Origin of the sequence: Lachnoclostridium sp. An14 (genome assembly GCF_002160755.1) — a bacterium.
Taxonomy (GTDB): domain Bacteria; phylum Bacillota; class Clostridia; order Lachnospirales; family Lachnospiraceae; genus Lachnoclostridium_A.
In genome coordinates this window covers 74,814-89,914 of record NZ_NFLE01000016.1, presented here as the reverse complement: position 1 = coordinate 89,914, position 15,101 = coordinate 74,814, and the positions used below count along the sequence as shown (strand labels likewise).

The 15,101-nt window shown below is 58.2% G+C and carries 11 protein-coding genes; 2 read left to right on the top strand and 9 right to left on the bottom strand.

Features of this window, described 5'->3' with window-relative positions; all coding sequences use genetic code 11:
* The first annotated feature begins 160 nt into the window (after nt 1-160).
* On the top strand, nt 161-1,591 hold the full coding sequence (locus B5E84_RS10850) for a pyridoxal phosphate-dependent decarboxylase family protein (protein ID WP_087222589.1): 1,431 nt from the start codon (nt 161-163) through the stop codon (nt 1,589-1,591).
* An 8-nt stretch (nt 1,592-1,599) separates the two neighbouring features.
* Here B5E84_RS10850 and B5E84_RS10845 read toward each other — a convergent pair whose 3' ends face one another.
* The 5 genes from B5E84_RS10845 to B5E84_RS10825 all read right to left on the bottom strand — a co-directional run bounded on the left by B5E84_RS10845 (nt 1,600) and on the right by B5E84_RS10825 (nt 8,885).
* Nucleotides 1,600-2,445, bottom strand: a complete 846-nt coding sequence (locus B5E84_RS10845) for an undecaprenyl-diphosphate phosphatase (protein ID WP_087222588.1) — start codon at nt 2,443-2,445, stop codon at nt 1,600-1,602.
* 23 nt (nt 2,446-2,468) lie between these two features.
* On the bottom strand, nt 2,469-3,143 hold the full coding sequence (locus B5E84_RS10840) for a uracil-DNA glycosylase (protein ID WP_087222586.1): 675 nt from the start codon (nt 3,141-3,143) through the stop codon (nt 2,469-2,471).
* Nucleotides 3,144-3,300: 157 nt separating this feature from the next.
* Nucleotides 3,301-3,933, bottom strand: coding sequence for an SIR2 family NAD-dependent protein deacylase (locus B5E84_RS10835; RefSeq protein WP_087222584.1), 633 nt, complete (start codon nt 3,931-3,933; stop codon nt 3,301-3,303).
* Between the two features lie 240 nt (nt 3,934-4,173).
* Nucleotides 4,174-7,752, bottom strand: coding sequence for an AAA family ATPase (locus B5E84_RS10830; protein ID WP_087222582.1), 3,579 nt, complete (start codon nt 7,750-7,752; stop codon nt 4,174-4,176).
* Nucleotides 7,749-8,885 carry an exonuclease SbcCD subunit D gene (locus tag B5E84_RS10825; RefSeq protein ID WP_087222580.1) on the bottom strand — a complete coding sequence of 379 codons (1,137 nt, stop codon included), beginning with the start codon at nt 8,883-8,885 and terminating at the stop codon, nt 7,749-7,751. The genes B5E84_RS10830 and B5E84_RS10825 overlap by 4 nt, the downstream gene beginning before the upstream one ends.
* A gap of 260 nt (nt 8,886-9,145) precedes the next feature.
* Between B5E84_RS10825 and B5E84_RS10820 the strand changes: the two genes are divergently transcribed.
* Nucleotides 9,146-10,348 (top strand): class I SAM-dependent rRNA methyltransferase, encoded by a 1,203-nt coding sequence (locus tag B5E84_RS10820; RefSeq protein WP_087222578.1) that lies wholly within the window; start codon nt 9,146-9,148, stop codon nt 10,346-10,348.
* 448 nt (nt 10,349-10,796) lie between these two features.
* On the opposite strand, the gene B5E84_RS10815 is transcribed toward B5E84_RS10820, so the two are convergent.
* From B5E84_RS10815 to B5E84_RS10800, 4 genes are all read right to left on the bottom strand, one after another.
* On the bottom strand, nt 10,797-11,486 hold the full coding sequence (locus B5E84_RS10815; RefSeq protein ID WP_087222600.1) for an aspartate/glutamate racemase family protein: 690 nt from the start codon (nt 11,484-11,486) through the stop codon (nt 10,797-10,799).
* 23 nt (nt 11,487-11,509) lie between these two features.
* Entirely contained in the window at nt 11,510-12,571 is a 1,062-nt protein-coding gene (locus tag B5E84_RS10810; RefSeq protein ID WP_242963347.1) for a polysaccharide deacetylase family protein, read from the bottom strand.
* A 75-nt stretch (nt 12,572-12,646) separates the two neighbouring features.
* Nucleotides 12,647-13,627 carry a hydroxyacid dehydrogenase gene (locus B5E84_RS10805; RefSeq protein ID WP_087222576.1) on the bottom strand — a complete coding sequence of 327 codons (981 nt, stop codon included), beginning with the start codon at nt 13,625-13,627 and terminating at the stop codon, nt 12,647-12,649.
* Nucleotides 13,628-14,102: 475 nt separating this feature from the next.
* Nucleotides 14,103-15,071, bottom strand: coding sequence for a hydroxyacid dehydrogenase (locus B5E84_RS10800; RefSeq protein WP_087222574.1), 969 nt, complete (start codon nt 15,069-15,071; stop codon nt 14,103-14,105).
* Between the last annotated feature and the right edge of the window lie 30 nt (nt 15,072-15,101).

The following is a 15,101-nucleotide window of genomic DNA, read 5'->3' as shown; positions in this document are numbered from 1 at the left end:
GTGGGTGGTAGAGGGGTGCAGGGGGCTAAGGGTGTTTCTTTTTGGGGGGATTGATAAAAAATTTTTAAGTAGTTTATAAAAAGTATAAATTTTACAAATGAATGAGTTAATGGTACAGTGGGGGACAGGAAAAGTCAAGAATTTTTAGGAGGTTTTTGTGATGGAAATATACAGAGGGGAAATGGCTGCGGAGCTGGGGGATGTGATGAAGGGGTTTGTGGACTTGGCTCTGGGGTTTTATGAGGGGTTGAAGGAACGGCCGGTGTTTTCGGAGGCGGACGAGGAGACGGTGGCGCGGCTGCGGGGCCGGGGGATTCCGGAGAGCGGGCGGCCGCTGCGGGAAGTGTTTGAGGAGATGATGAGGGACGTGTACGCCAACCAGTCTCTGGTGCAGCACCCCCGGTGCTTTGCCTGCGTGCCCAGCCCCGTTTCCCTGTACTCCTGGATGGGGGACGTGATGACAAACGCCTTCGATCCCCACGCCGGAAGCTGGATCAACGCCTCCGGGGCGGGCTGCGTCGAGCAGGAGGTGATCCGCTGGATGTGCGGGCTGGCCGGGTATCCGGAGGGCAGCGGCGGCCTGTTTGTGTCCGGCGGCTCCATGGCGAACCTGACGGCTCTCACCGCCGCCAGGGACCGGAAACTCACCTACGAGGAGCGGGACCGGGCGGTGGCCTACGTGTCGGAGCAGACCCATTCTTCCGTAGCCAAGGGACTGCACATCATCGGATTCCGCCCCGATCAGGTGCGCAAGGTGCCCACAGACCGGGAGTTTCGCATGGATATGAAGGCCCTGCGGCAGGCAGTGGCTGAGGATCTTTCGGCAGGGCGAAAACCCTTCGCGGTGATCGCCACCGCAGGCACCACCAACACCGGCAGCATTGATCCCTTAGAGGACATCGGCGCCCTCTGCCGGGAATACGGGCTCTGGATGCACGTGGACGGGGCCTACGGGGCCTCCGTTCTGGTCTCCAAAAAGTACCGCGGACGGTTAAAGGGGATCGAGCTTTCTGACAGCCTGAGCTGGGATGCCCACAAATGGCTGATGCAGACCTACGGCTGCAGCGCGGTGCTGGTGCGGGATGTATCCAGCCTGGCACGGTGTTTCGCAGTTCATCCGGAATATTTAAAAGACGCCTCCGTGGGCGAGGGAGAAGTGAATTTCTGGGATCTGGGGCCGGAGCTGACCCGGCCGGCCAGAAGTCTGAAACTTTGGATGACCCTTCAGGTCATGGGAACGGACGCTCTGGGGCAGGTGATCGACCACGGCTGCCATCTGGCGAAGACCGCGGAGAACGCCATCCGCAGCCTGCCGGGCTGGGAGATCATTTCCCCCGCCGCCCAGGCCATCGTAAACTTCCGTTTTGCCCCTGCCGGCGTGCCGGAGCGGGAGCTGGACGCCTTAAATCAGGAGATCTCCCGGGCCATCAGCGCCGGAGGCTTTGCCCAGGTGCTCACCACAGAGCTGAACGGAAAGAAGGTGCTGCGCATCTGCGCGTTAAACCCGGAGACCACCGACGGGGACATCCGGAAAACCGTGGAGCTTTTGGACCGTCTGGCCCGCAGGTTCCAGGGGAGAGCCAGCGCTTAGGCGCCGGCTCAGCCCACCAGGGCCGTCACGCCGAAATAGGCCAGCACGATGATGCCCAGTACAATGCGGTAATAGCCGAAAAACTTGAAATCGTTATTTTTAATATAGCCCATCAGGAATTTGATGGAATAGACGGACACCACGAAGGCCACCGCCATGCCAAAGAGCAGGTAGAACACCTGGGGGCCGGTAAAGCTGTTTCCTTCCAGGAAATATTTCACGATCTTTAAGCCGCTGGCCCCAAACATCACCGGAATCCCCAGGAAAAAGGAAAACTCCGCCGCCGCGCCCCTGGAACAGCCTAACACCATGGCTCCCAAAATGGTGGCGCCGGAGCGGGATGTGCCGGGGATCATGGCCAACACCTGGAACAGGCCGATGTATAAAGCCAGCTGGAAGGAAATCTGTCCCACCTTCTGGGCCCGGGGCGCCGTCCCCGCGTTCCTGTTTTCCACCAGGATGAACAGCACGCCGTAGAGGATCAGCATGGCGGACACCACGTAGGCGTTGTCCATAAGCACCGCGTCAATCCAGTCGTCCAGAAGGAGGCCGAACACCGCCGCCGGCAGGCAGGCTACCACAATCTTCATCCACAGCCGCAGGGTAGCCCGTTTCTGGGCCGGTTTTTTCCTGGAGCTGAAGGGGTTCAGCCGGTGAAAATAGATGACCAGCACCGCCAGGATGGCTCCCAGCTGGATCACCACCTTAAACATATTGACAAATTCTTCCGGCTGCTTAAACTGCACGATCTTATCCACCAGGATCAGATGTCCCGTGCTGCTGATGGGCAGCCATTCTGTAAATCCCTCCACGATGCCTAAGACCAGCACCTTCAACACTTCAATAAAACTCATAAGCAATCCCTCTCCATTCTGTCTCAAATATTCTCGATCTGCCAGTCGATGGGCGCGACGCCGTTCTTCACCAGGAAATCATTGGTCTTGCTGAAGGGGCGGCTGCCGAAAAATCCGCGGTAGGCGGACAGCGGGCTGGGGTGGGGCGCCTCCAGGATCAGATGCTTTGGATTGTTTAACATCGTCTTTTTCATCTGGGCCGGACGTCCCCACAAAATAAAGACGATGGGACGGTCCTGTTCGTTTAACACCCGGATGGCCGCGTCCGTAAACTCCTCCCAGCCGATGCCGTGGTGGGAGTTGGCCTGGTGGGCGCGGACGGTGAGCACTGTGTTTAAGAGCATAACGCCCTGGTCAGCCCATTTTTTCAGATAGCCATTATTGGGGATGTAGCAGCCCAGATCGTCGTGCAGCTCCTGGTAAATATTTACCAGGGACGGCGGGATCTCCACATCCGGTTTCACGGAAAAGCAGAGGCCGTGGGCCTGGCCTACGTTGTGGTAGGGATCCTGCCCCAGGATCACCGCCTTCACCTTGGAAAGGGGGGTAAACTCAAAGGCGTTGAAAATGTCGTTGGCATCGGGAAAAATCTGCCTTGTCCTGTATTCCTGCAATACGGTATCATAAAGTTTCCTGTAATAAGGCTTTTTGAACTCGCCGCTCATCGGGCCGAGCCAATCGTTGCTGATAGCCCCCATGTGGTCTCCTCCTCGCATCTTTTGTCATTCTCAGGATACCGGGCCAAAGGGCCAAAACCTCCGCCGCGGGGTCTGCCCGCGGGAGAGCGTCTGACGGTTTGACAATCCGGTATCAAAGGGTCAAATATCTATGAATCTCACAGTTTGTAACATTTTATCACAGTTTTTCTACAAATTCCACGGAATTTTCTTTCACTGCCTCCGCCTTCGTCTGGATTTCGTCGGAAATCTGGGGAAATGTTTCATTTATTCGATACATATGCGCCTTATTGTTAAAAAATACGGTCTTTTCCAGAGGCCAGCGCAGCACCTGCAGCTCCCGCATCCGGACGCCCGCTCCCAGCTCCAGCACCTCCAGCCTGCGGTTTAAGGTTCTGGACAGCCAGGCGGTGTACTCCCGCCAGCTGATGAGGTATCCCTCCTCGATGTAGTGCTCCGCCTCTATGGTATTGGGGATTAAAGGGGCGCCGCAGTGAGGGCATTTCCCGTCCGCCACCTCCCCTTCTTCCCAGATGTCCGTGGTGCAGGCCGCCTGACACTGATACCAGTGGAGATTGCCGCAGGGGGCGGTGATCCGTTTCCCGTCCAGGGGAGAATCGTAAATCTGCCCGTCCACGTTTACCGTCACGATAAAGTAGTCTTTTCCCTCCAGGAGCTTTGCCAGGGCCTCGTAGGCCGGCTTTAAGTCCCGGCCGGAACCGGCGCCCCACTCGGTGCCCAGGCCCACCAGCACCCGCTCCGCGTCCCGGATCCTGGCCGGGAGGTCTGCTGTGATGTGATTTGTATCCATTTGGAATGGTTCCTTTCTGTTGTTTTTCGATTTTAAAAAAAGTGTGCGCAACAGCGCACACTCGCGCCGGAGCGCGGCTGCGTCAGCAGCCATATTCCTCTGCGCGAAGTGCGCCTCCCGCCGGAGGCTTTTGTGTCATAGGGAACGCAGTTTCCTGTGACATAAAAAAGGGGGCGCTTGGCGCGCGCCGCGGCGGGCCTTTGCCGGGAGCAAAAGGGACGCCGTGGTTTCGGTTTCCTCTTATCCGCGGATTTCCGCCCGGCTGCCGCCGGCTCTGTCCTTTGTCACCACGATCTGGCGGTCGATCCGCTCTTTTAACTCGGGCACATGGGAAATGATTCCCACCAGGCGGTTTCCCTCTGTCAGCCCCGCCAGGGCGCGGATGGCCTGCTGCAGGGCCTCCTCATCCAGAGTGCCAAAGCCCTCGTCCACAAACATGGTGTCCAGGCGGATGCCCCCGGCCATGGACTGGATCTCGTCGGAAAGGCCCAGGGCCAGGGACAGAGAGGCCTGGAAGGACTCGCCGCCGGATAAGGTTTTCACGCTCCTCACTGAGCCGTTGTAATGGTCGATGACGTCCAGCTCCAGGCCGCTCTGGCTCTGGTTGTTCTCCGCACGCTCCCGCCGTTTCAGCTCGTACTGGCCGCCGCTCATGACCATGAAACGGGTGTTGGCCCGGTCGATGATGCGGTCGAAATAGTTCATCTGGATGTAGGTCTCCAGCATCACCTTTTCTTTTCCGCTGACGCTGCCGTTGGCGGTGTTTGAGAGGGCGCGGACCATGGACCAGCGGCTCTCCAGCTCCGCCAGGCTCCGGGAACGGGCGCGGATGTTTTCCAGGGCGGACTGATTGGAGCGGACGCGGGCAAAGAGGAGTTTCTGCCTCTGGGAAAGGGCGGCCCGCTCTGCGGTAAGGGCAGCTTTTTTCTCCTCCGCCGCCGTCTCGTCTGTCTGAGGGGCTGCCAATAGCTGCTGTTTTAACTGGGCGATCCGGCCGTCCAGGCCTGCCAGCTCCCGGTTTTCCTGCTCCAGCCGGGTTCTGGCCTGCTCCAGGGCCTGTTTGCCCGCCGCGATGCTCTCCCGCGCGGCGGCGGCCCGCTCCAGAGCCTGGCGTTTCCCCGGCCAGCGAAGGTCGGCCTTAAGCTCTGTGAGGCGGCTCTCCATCTCCGTCCGGCGGCTTTCGGCGGCAGCCATATCCCGGGCGGCGGCCGCAAGCCGTTCCTCCGCCTGACGGCAGGCGGTTTCCTGGGCGGGGATTCTGGTTCCCAGCTCCTGTTTCCTGGCGGCCCGTTCCCGCTCCCCGCGAATGCGCTCCTCCAGGGCGGACAGTTTCGCCGTGATGGTTTCCAGACGGTGGGCGGCGGAGGTGAGGATGGCGGGGACATCGGGAACGGTGGGAACATCGGGAATGGTGGAAACATCGGGAACGGCAGCAACACCGGAAAAAGCAGTAACGGCAGTTTCTCCATCCACAGTTTCCTTCCCATCCCACAGCCCCAGGGCCTGTCCCTGGGCCGCGATCTTCTCTCTCAAAAGGGCGGCCTGCCCTTCTGCTGTTCCCTTCTGGCCCTGAATCTCCTCCAGGCGGGCAGCTAAACGGATTTCCTCCTGCCGCAGGGTTTCCGCCTGCGTCTCCAGACGCTTCAGGCTCTGTTCCTCCGCGGCTCTCCGGCGGATGGTCTCCTCCGCCTCCCTTATGCGGGCCGCCAGCTCCTGCTGCTCCTTCCTGCTGGCCTCACAGGCGTTTGCCAAAAGCTGGGACGCCTGGGCGGCGGACATGGGTTTTCGCTCTCCGGCATCCTGGGGCGAGGTATTCGTAGATGCCATATCCTGGGATGATGATTCCTGGGATAATGATTCTCGGGATGACGATTCCCGGGATGACGGCCCTCGGAACGCTGTCTCTCCCGCGGCGTCCTGATCTGCCCCGTTCTCTGTCCTCTGCTCAGTCTGGGGCAGGCCGATCAGCTTTTCCAGGCGGCTGCGGACGTTCTCGCCTTTCGTCTCCACCGCCCCTCTCCTGGCTCCGGTGACGGAGCTGGCCTTCTCCGCCATCCGTCTGGCCTGTTCTTGGTCCTGCCTGGCCTGCTCCAGTTCCGCCTCCGACGGCATTTCCAGGGCTTTCCCCGCAGGAGCCGGGTGGTTTCGGGAGCCGCAGACGGGACAGGGCTCTCCTTCCTCAAGGGTCTCCGCCAGCACTCCCGCCTGGCCATCTAAAAACAGGCGCTCCATCTGGCCGCACACCCTGGTCTTACGATCCAGCTCCATAATCGCCTGGCGGTAGACTGTGGCGGAATCCCGGTACACCTTCAGCAATTTTTCGTACTCTTTCAAATCCCCCTGTAAGTCTGACAGCTCCCCCAGCCGTTTCTCCTCCGCCTCCAGGCGGCCTTTTAAGCTGGCCCGCAGAGCCTCCGCCCCCTCCAGGGATTTTATGGTTTCCTTTCGTTCGGCGATCTCTCTGGCCGCCTTATCCTGCTCCTGGCGGCACAGAGCCCGTTTTTTCTCCATCGCCTCCTGGTCAGAGCGAATGGCCCGCAGGGTTTCCTCGCAGCCGCGAAGATTCTTCCCATCCTTCAGCAGGCTCTCCAGGCCGCGTTTTCCCGTCTCCGCCTGAGCCTGCTCACCTGCCAGGCGCTCCTGGTTTTCCCCGGCGTCCTCCAGCCCTTTTTGCTCCGTTTTCCATGCCTCCAGGAGTGCCAGCTGGTTTTTCGCGTCCTGCTCCAGCTCCTCTTTTCGCTTTCCGGCCGCGGCGGCGTCCCTCATCTCCCGCCGGATCCGCTCCAGCTGCTCCTCCAGCCGGTCATATCCCGGCAGTTCCGCCTCCAGGGCTGCCAGCTCCCGCTCCAGGGCCTGACGCTCCGGCTCCTTTTCTTCCTCCCGCTTCAGGGCGTTTTTTTGCTCCTCCAGAGCCTGAGCGCGGTGATTTCTGGCCTCCAGCTCCCGTTCCAGGGTCTGCCGGAGTTTCTTCTGCTCCGCGGCCTGGCGGAGACATTCCTGCACCGTATCCAGGGCTTTCTCATTTTCCCCAAGAGCCTGCTCCAGTTTCGTTTCCTCCTCACGGTCGGCGGTTAAAATCTGTTCTATCAGCTCCGTCACTTCCTCCACCGGCAGTTCCCCGGCCCGCGCCCGCTCCGTCTCCGCCGCCAGGGTCTCGTTTCCTGGCCCGTCCGGCGCCTGGATGCCGTCGATATACTGGGCCACCCCGGCCTTTTCCCCGTCGCAGAGGACCTTCAGGAGGCTGGTTTCCTCTCGCAGCCGCTCCTGCAACCGCTGATAGTAACCGGTTTTGAAAATTTCCCGGAAAATGGACTGCCGCTCCTTCGTGTCCGCCAGGATCAGTTTCATAAAATCCCCCTGGGCGATCATGGCGATCTGGGAAAACTGGCTGCGGTCCACCCCCAAAAGCTCCCGCACTGCCCGGTTCACATCCTTTAGTTTCGTCACCACTCGCCCGTCTGGACAGGTGAAAACGGCATCCGCCTTCTGCACCGTCATCCCGCCGCCCCGCTTGGCCGGGCGCTCGTACTCCGGGTTCCGTTTCACAGTATAGCGCTTTCCCCCGTAGGAAAATTCCAGCTCCACCTCCGTGGGCACCACCGGATCCGCGTACTTGGAGCGGAGCATGGACGGCTCTCGGTTTCCGCCGCTGGCCTCCCCGTAGAGGGCAAAGGTGATGGCATCAAAAATCGTGGTTTTCCCTGCTCCCGTGTCCCCGGCGATCAGGTAAAGCCCCCGTTCTCCCAATTTTGTCATATCCAGCTCCGTCTCCCCGGCGTATGGCCCGAAAGCGGAGATTCTCAAACGTACCGGTTTCATGGCTCCTCCTCCCAAATGCTCTCGATCAGCCCCTCCACCAGGCTGGCCTGCTCGCTGCTCATATCCTGGTTATTCTGTTTCCGGTAAAATTCCGCGAACAGCTCCAAAGGCGTTTTCTTCTCCACCTGTCTCGCCACCTCCACCCGGCCGCCCAAGCGAGTGCGGAGGTTGTCGTAATCCAGTTTCATCAGGTTGGGATAAATCACCCGCAGCCTGCCCACCGCGTCCCGGATGTCCTCCTCGTCGGTGAGGGTGATGTGATAGTAGTCTTCCCTGTTTTTCCCTTCATAAAAGGCCTTTGCCGTCAGCTCCATGTAGGTTCCTCTGATCTCCGCCAGGTCCCGTTTTGGGATCAGGGGCACGGTGCGCACCGTCAGCTCCCCCTTTTTCCCCAACTCCGCTATGGTCACCGACTTTGCGTGCTTTACCTCGGAAAACGAGTATTTTAACGGCGTCCCGCAGTAGCGCACCCGCTCCGAGCCGATGTTCTGGGGCCCGTGGACATGGCCCAAGGCCACGTAGTCAAAGCCGTCGAAGACAGAAACGTCCACGTTGTCGGAGCCGCCCACGGAAATTTCCTCCGACTCTGACCGGGAGGCGCCGGTGACAAACTGGTGGGTCACCAGCACGTTTCGCACGGCGGGATCCAGGTCCATGGCATCCACAGCCGCCGCCACCGCCTCGGTGTAGCTGCCGATCTCCCGCTCCGGGGAAAACCGTTTCACCGACGCCGGTTTCACAAAGGGCAGCAGATAAACGCGCACCGGCCCGAATTCGTCCGCCAGCTCCACCGGTTTCACCTCTCCCCCGTACACCGGGGAAATGTGGATTCCGCTCCCCTCCATCAGCCTGGCCCCAAAGGCCAGCCGCTCCGAGGAATCGTGGTTTCCGCTGATTAAGAAGGTCTGGGTGTTTTTCGCTGCCAGCTTTGTCAAAAATTTGTCAAATAACTGCACCGCCTCCGCCGGAGGCACCGGTTTGTCGTACACATCCCCGGCGATGAGGACGGCGTCCGGCTGCTCCCCGTCCAGTACGCGAAGGATTTCTTCTAATATATATTCCTGATCCTCCAGCATGGAAAACTCGTTGACCCGCTTTCCCAGATGGAGATCCGACAAATGAAGTAATTTCATCCCATTTCCTTTCCGCCGCCTGCGGCAGCGCCTTTTTCCCCTATCTTATCACAAACAGGGCCGGCGCGCATCCTTTCTTCCAAAAGGTTGTTGCCAGCCGCGCCGGTCACCTCTATAATAGAAACGAGAAACGGCAGTTTTTCCTGCGTTCCGGATGGTTTTTTGATGAATTATATCATTTTTTATATGGATTTCAAATACGCATATGCTAAATGATATGTTTTCCAGAGCGGGGGCCGTAAGAGAAAGGAACAAACGAAATGAAACAGGCAGTTGTACGCATTAAAAAGGGAGAGGCCCGTGCCCTGAAGGCCGGCGGGCTGTGGATATATGACAATGAGATCGACTCTGTGACCGGGGATTTTGAGAACGGGGACATGGTGGCAGTGGAGGATTTTGACGGTTATTTCCTGGGCTATGGATTTATCAACACCAAGTCCAAAATCACCGTCCGGATCATGTCCCGGAAACGGGACGCCGTGGTGGACGAATCCTTTATCGAAATGCGGGTGAGAAACGCCTGGGAATACCGGAAAAGCACGGTGGACACTTCCAGCTGCCGCCTGATCTTCGGGGAGGCGGATTTCCTGCCCGGCATCGTGGTAGACAAGTTTTCCGACGTGCTGGTGGTGGAATCCCTGGCCCTGGGCATCGACCGCTGGAAACCGGTAATTCTGGAAAAATTAAAGAAGGTGCTGGCGGAGGACGGCATTTCCATCCGCGGTATCTACGAGCGCAGCGACGCCAAGGTACGGCTCCAGGAGGGGATGGAGCGGTATAAAGGCTTTGTGGGCGAGCCCTTTGACACAAAGGTACAGATCGTGGAAAACGGCGTGAAATACATGGTGGACGTGGAGGACGGCCAGAAAACCGGGTTCTTCCTGGATCAGAAGTACAACCGCCTGGCCATCCAGCGTCTCTGTCCCGGCAAGCGGGTGTTGGACTGTTTCACCCACACCGGCTCCTTTGCCTTAAACGCCGGCATTGCCGGAGCCGCCTCCGTGCTGGGCGTGGACGCCTCGGAGCTGGGCGTGGCCCAGGCCCGGGAAAACGCGGAGTTAAACGGCCTTTCTGACCGTGTTTCCTTCGTCTGCGCCGACGTGTTTGACCTGCTGCCGGAGCTGGAGGCTAAGGGGGAGAAATTTGACGTGGTCATCCTGGATCCGCCCGCCTTCACCAAATCCCGCGCCTCCATCAAAAACGCCGTCAAGGGCTACCGGGAGATCAATATGAGGGGCTTAAAGCTGGTGAAGGACGGCGGATTTCTGGCCACCTGCTCCTGCTCCCACTTTATGGACCCGGAGCTGTTTTCCAAAACCATCCGCGAGGCCGCTGTCAGCTGCCACAAACGCCTCCGCCAGGTAGAATACCGCACCCAAGCCGCGGACCATCCCATTTTGTGGGCGGCGGATTCGTCTTATTATCTGAAGTTTTATATTTTTCAGGTGGTGGAGGAGAAATAGGCGGGGAAATGAGAGGGGAAAGCAGATGAGGCCGGCGGCGGAGAGGCTTGTGGGCGGCGGAAATTCTCGGCGGAAATTTCCCATTGCCCCTTGAAGACTGTTTTTCAATGTGATATAGTAGGGGTAGAAAAGGGAAAGCCGGAGACACACGGCCTACCCTGCAATCAACAGCTTATATTTTACAAGCCGTCGCTATTGGTGGTAGCGGCGGCTATTTTCTTCCCTTAAACATCTCATACATGAGACTGACAAGAGCTACGATGAATATTCCCATCTGGATTAAATCCGAATATGTAACATACATCAGCAATCGCCCTCCTTTCTCTCGTCCGGAGGGGTTGCCCCTCCGATTATGGAGGGTAGGCCGCCTTTTTTTGTGTTCCGACTTTCCGTATTGCAAATATAGCAGATTCAAAAAGAATTCACAAGTCCCTTTTTCGCCAACGTGTTATTCCAGCGCCATCTCCACCGCCTTCTCCCCATGGATCAGCGTCGTATCAAACACCGGCAGCTCCACATCTTCCTGTTTCACCAGCAGGCCGATCTCCGTGCAGCCCAGGATCACGCCTTCCGCGCCCTGGCTTTCCAGGCGGCGGATGATGGCGAGAAATTTTTCTTTCGACTCCGCCCGGATCTCTCCCAGGCAAAGCTCCTGATAGATCACGTCATTGACCGTCTCCATGTCCGCCTCGTCCGGCACCAGAACCTCGATTCCCGCATCTACCAGCTTTGCCTTGTAAAAATCCTGGGTCATGGTGTATTTCGTCCCCAAAAGGGCCGCCCGGCGAATCCCGCGGCGGTTTAACTCGTCCGCCGTCGCCTCCGCGATATGAACCAGGGGAACCTGGATGTTTGCCTGAATCTGCGGCGCTACCTTGTGCATGGTGTTGGTGCAGATTAAAATCATCTCTGCCCCGGCCCGCTCCAGGGCGGCAGCCGCCTCGCCCAGGATTTCTCCGCTCCTCTCCCAGTCGCCCTCTGCCTGACACTTTTCAATCTCCGCGAAATCCACGCTGTACAGTACCAGCTCCGCGGAGTGCAGGCCGCCCAGCCTGCGTTTCACTGCTTCGTTGATCATCTGATAGTACGTCACCGTACTTTCCCAGCTCATTCCTCCCAGCAATCCGATCCGTTTCATCTCTGACTCCTCCCCGGCCGCCGTCATGGCCTCATATTATAATACACCTGGCCGTTCTGCCAGCCGCCGCGCCGGTACTGGGCCATCTCGCTCACTGTCACCATCTGGTATCCCCGGTTGTGCAGCTCCGGAATGATCTGCAGGGCCGCGTCCCCGCTGGCCTGGTAAAGCTCGTGCATCAGAATAATATCCCCATCCTGCACATGATCCAGCACGGCACTCACCGTTTTCTGGGCATTGCGGGTTTTCCAGTCCAAAGTGTCCACGTTCCAGAGGACGATGGGTTCCTGAACCGTGGCCAGCACCGTAGCGTTCTTGTTTCCTCCGGGAAGACGCACAGTAACCGGGCGGACGCCGCAGGCCGCCTGGACCGTATCAGCGCACCGGTCGATCTCCTGGCGGATCTGGGCGGCATTTAACTTGTTCAGATATTTGTGAGAATACGTGTGGTTGCCGATCTCATGGCCCTCGGCTACCATGCGCTGGAGCTCTGCCGTATAGGAAGGAACCCGTTCTCCCACCACGTAGAAGGTGGCCTTCGCGTCATACTGAGCCAGACAGTCCATGATCCTGTTTCCCACCGGCGCGTAGGGGCCGTCGTCAAAGGTGAGCGCGACCATGGGCTTTGCCGGGTCGATCACACGGCCAGTCTCCTGGGCGTTCGTTTCGCCCTGTCCCTCTGCCGCCGCGGCATCTCCTCCCGCTGTCTCTGCCCCATCTGTCCCGGCATTCTCCCCGCCGGACGCGCCTTCCTGGGCGCTGGCTGCCTCATTTCCCGTTTCTCCCGTCTCCGCGGCCGCACCGGTTCCGTCCTGGCCTGCCGTCGCGCCGTCCGCCGCTGTTTTTGCCGCTACGTCTGTCCCCGGTCCGTCCGGAACTTCCGCCGCCTGGGCCTGGTCTTCCGGCCTTACACCGGTCTGGTCGGACACATTTCCGTTCTCGTCCACCCAGCGGGCTACCCCCGGCCCCAGATTTTCGTTCTGCCATTCATTTCTGATCACTTCCCCCTCGGCCGCGGACACCGGCTGTGATGCGAGCGCGCTGGCGAGAGCTGCCGCCGTGAGCATTCGTTTCCACAATTTCATTTCTGTAAACCTCCTCGCTGTTCATACTACCAGTATAGCGAAAACCCAGGCAAAAGCAAGTGCCCGCCCATTTCCTTAATGATTCTTAAGAATATTTCTCGGGTGTTCCGGACGGTTCACCGCCCAAGACGGCCGGTTTCCGGAGAGCACCTGGTGGATCTGCTCCGCCGCCTGTCTGGCCATGAGCGCCATGCACTCCTCCGTGTTGGAGGCCATGTGAGGAGTCACCGTCACGTTTTCCATGGAAAACAGGGGATTGTCCGGCTGAGGCGGCTCTTTCTCAAACACATCCAGAAACGCCCCGCCGATCTCCCCCGTTTCCAGGGCGCAGATCAGCTCCGCCTCCTTCACCACCTCGCCCCTGGCGCAGTTGATCAGCCTGGCGGTGGGTTTCATCATGGAAAATTCTTTCTCTCCCACAATCCCCCTGGTGCTCTCCTTCAGTGGCATATGAAGGCTCACAAAGTCCGCCTCCCGGAAACATTTCTCCCACTCTGCCGCCTCGGCGTACTCCGGCGCCTTCTCCGGCGTCAGGGATGGGGAATAGGCGAGAATGCGCATTCCCAGGGCCAGATGGGCCTTTTTCGCCACCTCCCGGCCAATACGGCCAAAGCCGATCACCGCCAGGGTTTTCCCCCGCAGATCCATCCCTTTATGAGTATTTTTATAGCTAAACTCCCCTTCCTTCATCCGGCGGCCGCAGGCCGCCATATTCCGGGCACAGCAGATGAGCGCCCCCAGGGTAAACTCCGCCACGGAGGAGGTGGTGGCATCCGGCGTGTTGGTCACCCAGATTCCCAGACGGGCCGCTGTCTCCAGATCCACGTTATTGTAGCCGGCGCCGTGGCGGGCTACCACCTGGAGCCGTTTCCCCGCCTCCAGAATCTTCCCGTCAAAGGGGGCCGTCCGCAAAAGCACGGCGTCGCAGTCCGCCACCTCCCGAAGGAGCGCCTCCTCCGACACTCCGGTTCCCATGAGGACCTCGTAACCCTGATCTTCTAAAAATTCCACTCCCTCCGGGGCTACCGGTTGGGGGATGAGTATTTTGTATGGCATTTTTCTTTCCTCCTGCATTTTCTTCCTTTTCATTATGAAATGAGAGGCATGATTTGTCTACCTTTTTATCACTCTCCCCGCAGATATGTCGAGAAACAGATATAGACATACAGGCAAAAACGCCACCGGCCAGACCCATTCCCATTCGGCTCGCCCTCTGTAAAATCGGCTTGAGCCTCTGAAACGGTCTGGCCAATGGCGTTTGAAATGACACTGTCGGATGGAAACCGACACATGGCCATACCTGTGTTTTGCTTATAGACTATTCTTTGAAATCCTATAAATTTTAATCTGAAAAATTGGTTTAAAAATTCTATGATTTAAGAACAAATGTTCGTTTTTGGTATTGACATCTCCCTAAGAATCGGCTATAATACACTTACCAGAACAAACATATGTTCTTTTTTTCATAGATTTCTCCTGTAACTATGCCTTTGCCACCACCGTTTCCGAACTGCGCCCCGAGATTCCGGCATTACGCCATCCTCGTCCATTCCGGATGATTGACCGGCCAATCCGGTTTTTCTCCGGATAAAACCCGATGAATCTGTGAGGCGGCCTGCGTGGCCATGAGCGCCATGCACTCCTCTGTATTGGAGGCCATATGAGGGGTGAGGCTCACATTGTCCATGTGCAGCAGCGGATTGTCTGGTTTCGGCGGCTCCTCTGTCAGCACATCCAGAAATGCGGCAGCGATCTGCCCGGTCTTTAGCGCCTCTACCAGCGCCGGTTCGTCCACCACTTCGCCTCTGGCGCAGTTGATAAAATGAGCCGTCGGTTTCATCATGGCAAATTCCCTGGCTCCGATAAAACCACGGTTATCCGCTGTCAGAGGCATATGAAGAGTTACAAAATCCCCCTCTCGAAACGCTGTTTCCCAGTCCACCAGCCGGGCATATTCCGGACAGCTCTCCGGTTTTGCGTAAGGATCGTAGGCCAGGATCTTCATATCCAGAGCCGCATGGGCCTTTTCTGCCACCTCGCGCCCGATCCGTCCGAAACCGATGACAGACAGCGTCCTGCCTCTTACATCTACTCCTTTGTGATTGTTCTTATAAAAGAACTCACCTTCCGCCATTTTTTTATTCATCAAAAATGTGCGTTTTGCAGACGCCAGCAGAGCTCCCAGCACAAACTCTCCCACCGTTTTCGTAGTGGAATCCGGCGCATTTGTCACCCATATTCCCAGCTCCTCCGCAGCCTTAAGATCCACATTGTTGTACCCCGCTCCATGCCGGGCCACGATTTTTAACTGCTTTCCGGCCTCCAGCACAGCCCTGGTCACAGGAGCTGTCCGAAGGAGAATCCCGTCGCAGTCCACTACATCCCTGATTAAATCCTCCTCCGCGGCTCCGGAGCCGTTTACAACCTCATAGCCCCGTTCCTCCAAATACGCTACCCCTTCCGACGCAATCGCCTGAGGGACTAAAATTCGATATGACATGACCTCTCTCCTTTCACACAACGGCATACG

What these genes read in the sequence shown, in the direction of transcription:
- B5E84_RS10805 (WP_087222576.1), bottom strand. Translation starts at nt 13,627, where the DNA reads ATGCCATACAAAATACTCATCCCCCAACCGGTAGCCCCGGAGGGAGTG.
- B5E84_RS10820 (WP_087222578.1), top strand. Translation starts at nt 9,146, where the DNA reads ATGAAACAGGCAGTTGTACGCATTAAAAAGGGAGAGGCCCGTGCCCTG.
- B5E84_RS10810 (WP_242963347.1), bottom strand. Translation starts at nt 12,571, where the DNA reads ATGAAATTGTGGAAACGAATGCTCACGGCGGCAGCTCTCGCCAGCGCG.
- B5E84_RS10825 (WP_087222580.1), bottom strand. Translation starts at nt 8,885, where the DNA reads ATGAAATTACTTCATTTGTCGGATCTCCATCTGGGAAAGCGGGTCAAC.
- B5E84_RS10840 (WP_087222586.1), bottom strand. Translation starts at nt 3,143, where the DNA reads ATGGGGGCTATCAGCAACGATTGGCTCGGCCCGATGAGCGGCGAGTTC.
- B5E84_RS10845 (WP_087222588.1), bottom strand. Translation starts at nt 2,445, where the DNA reads ATGAGTTTTATTGAAGTGTTGAAGGTGCTGGTCTTAGGCATCGTGGAG.
- B5E84_RS10815 (WP_087222600.1), bottom strand. Translation starts at nt 11,486, where the DNA reads ATGAAACGGATCGGATTGCTGGGAGGAATGAGCTGGGAAAGTACGGTG.
- B5E84_RS10830 (WP_087222582.1), bottom strand. Translation starts at nt 7,752, where the DNA reads ATGAAACCGGTACGTTTGAGAATCTCCGCTTTCGGGCCATACGCCGGG.
- B5E84_RS10850 (WP_087222589.1), top strand. Translation starts at nt 161, where the DNA reads ATGGAAATATACAGAGGGGAAATGGCTGCGGAGCTGGGGGATGTGATG.
- B5E84_RS10835 (WP_087222584.1), bottom strand. Translation starts at nt 3,933, where the DNA reads ATGGATACAAATCACATCACAGCAGACCTCCCGGCCAGGATCCGGGAC.
- B5E84_RS10800 (WP_087222574.1), bottom strand. Translation starts at nt 15,071, where the DNA reads ATGTCATATCGAATTTTAGTCCCTCAGGCGATTGCGTCGGAAGGGGTA.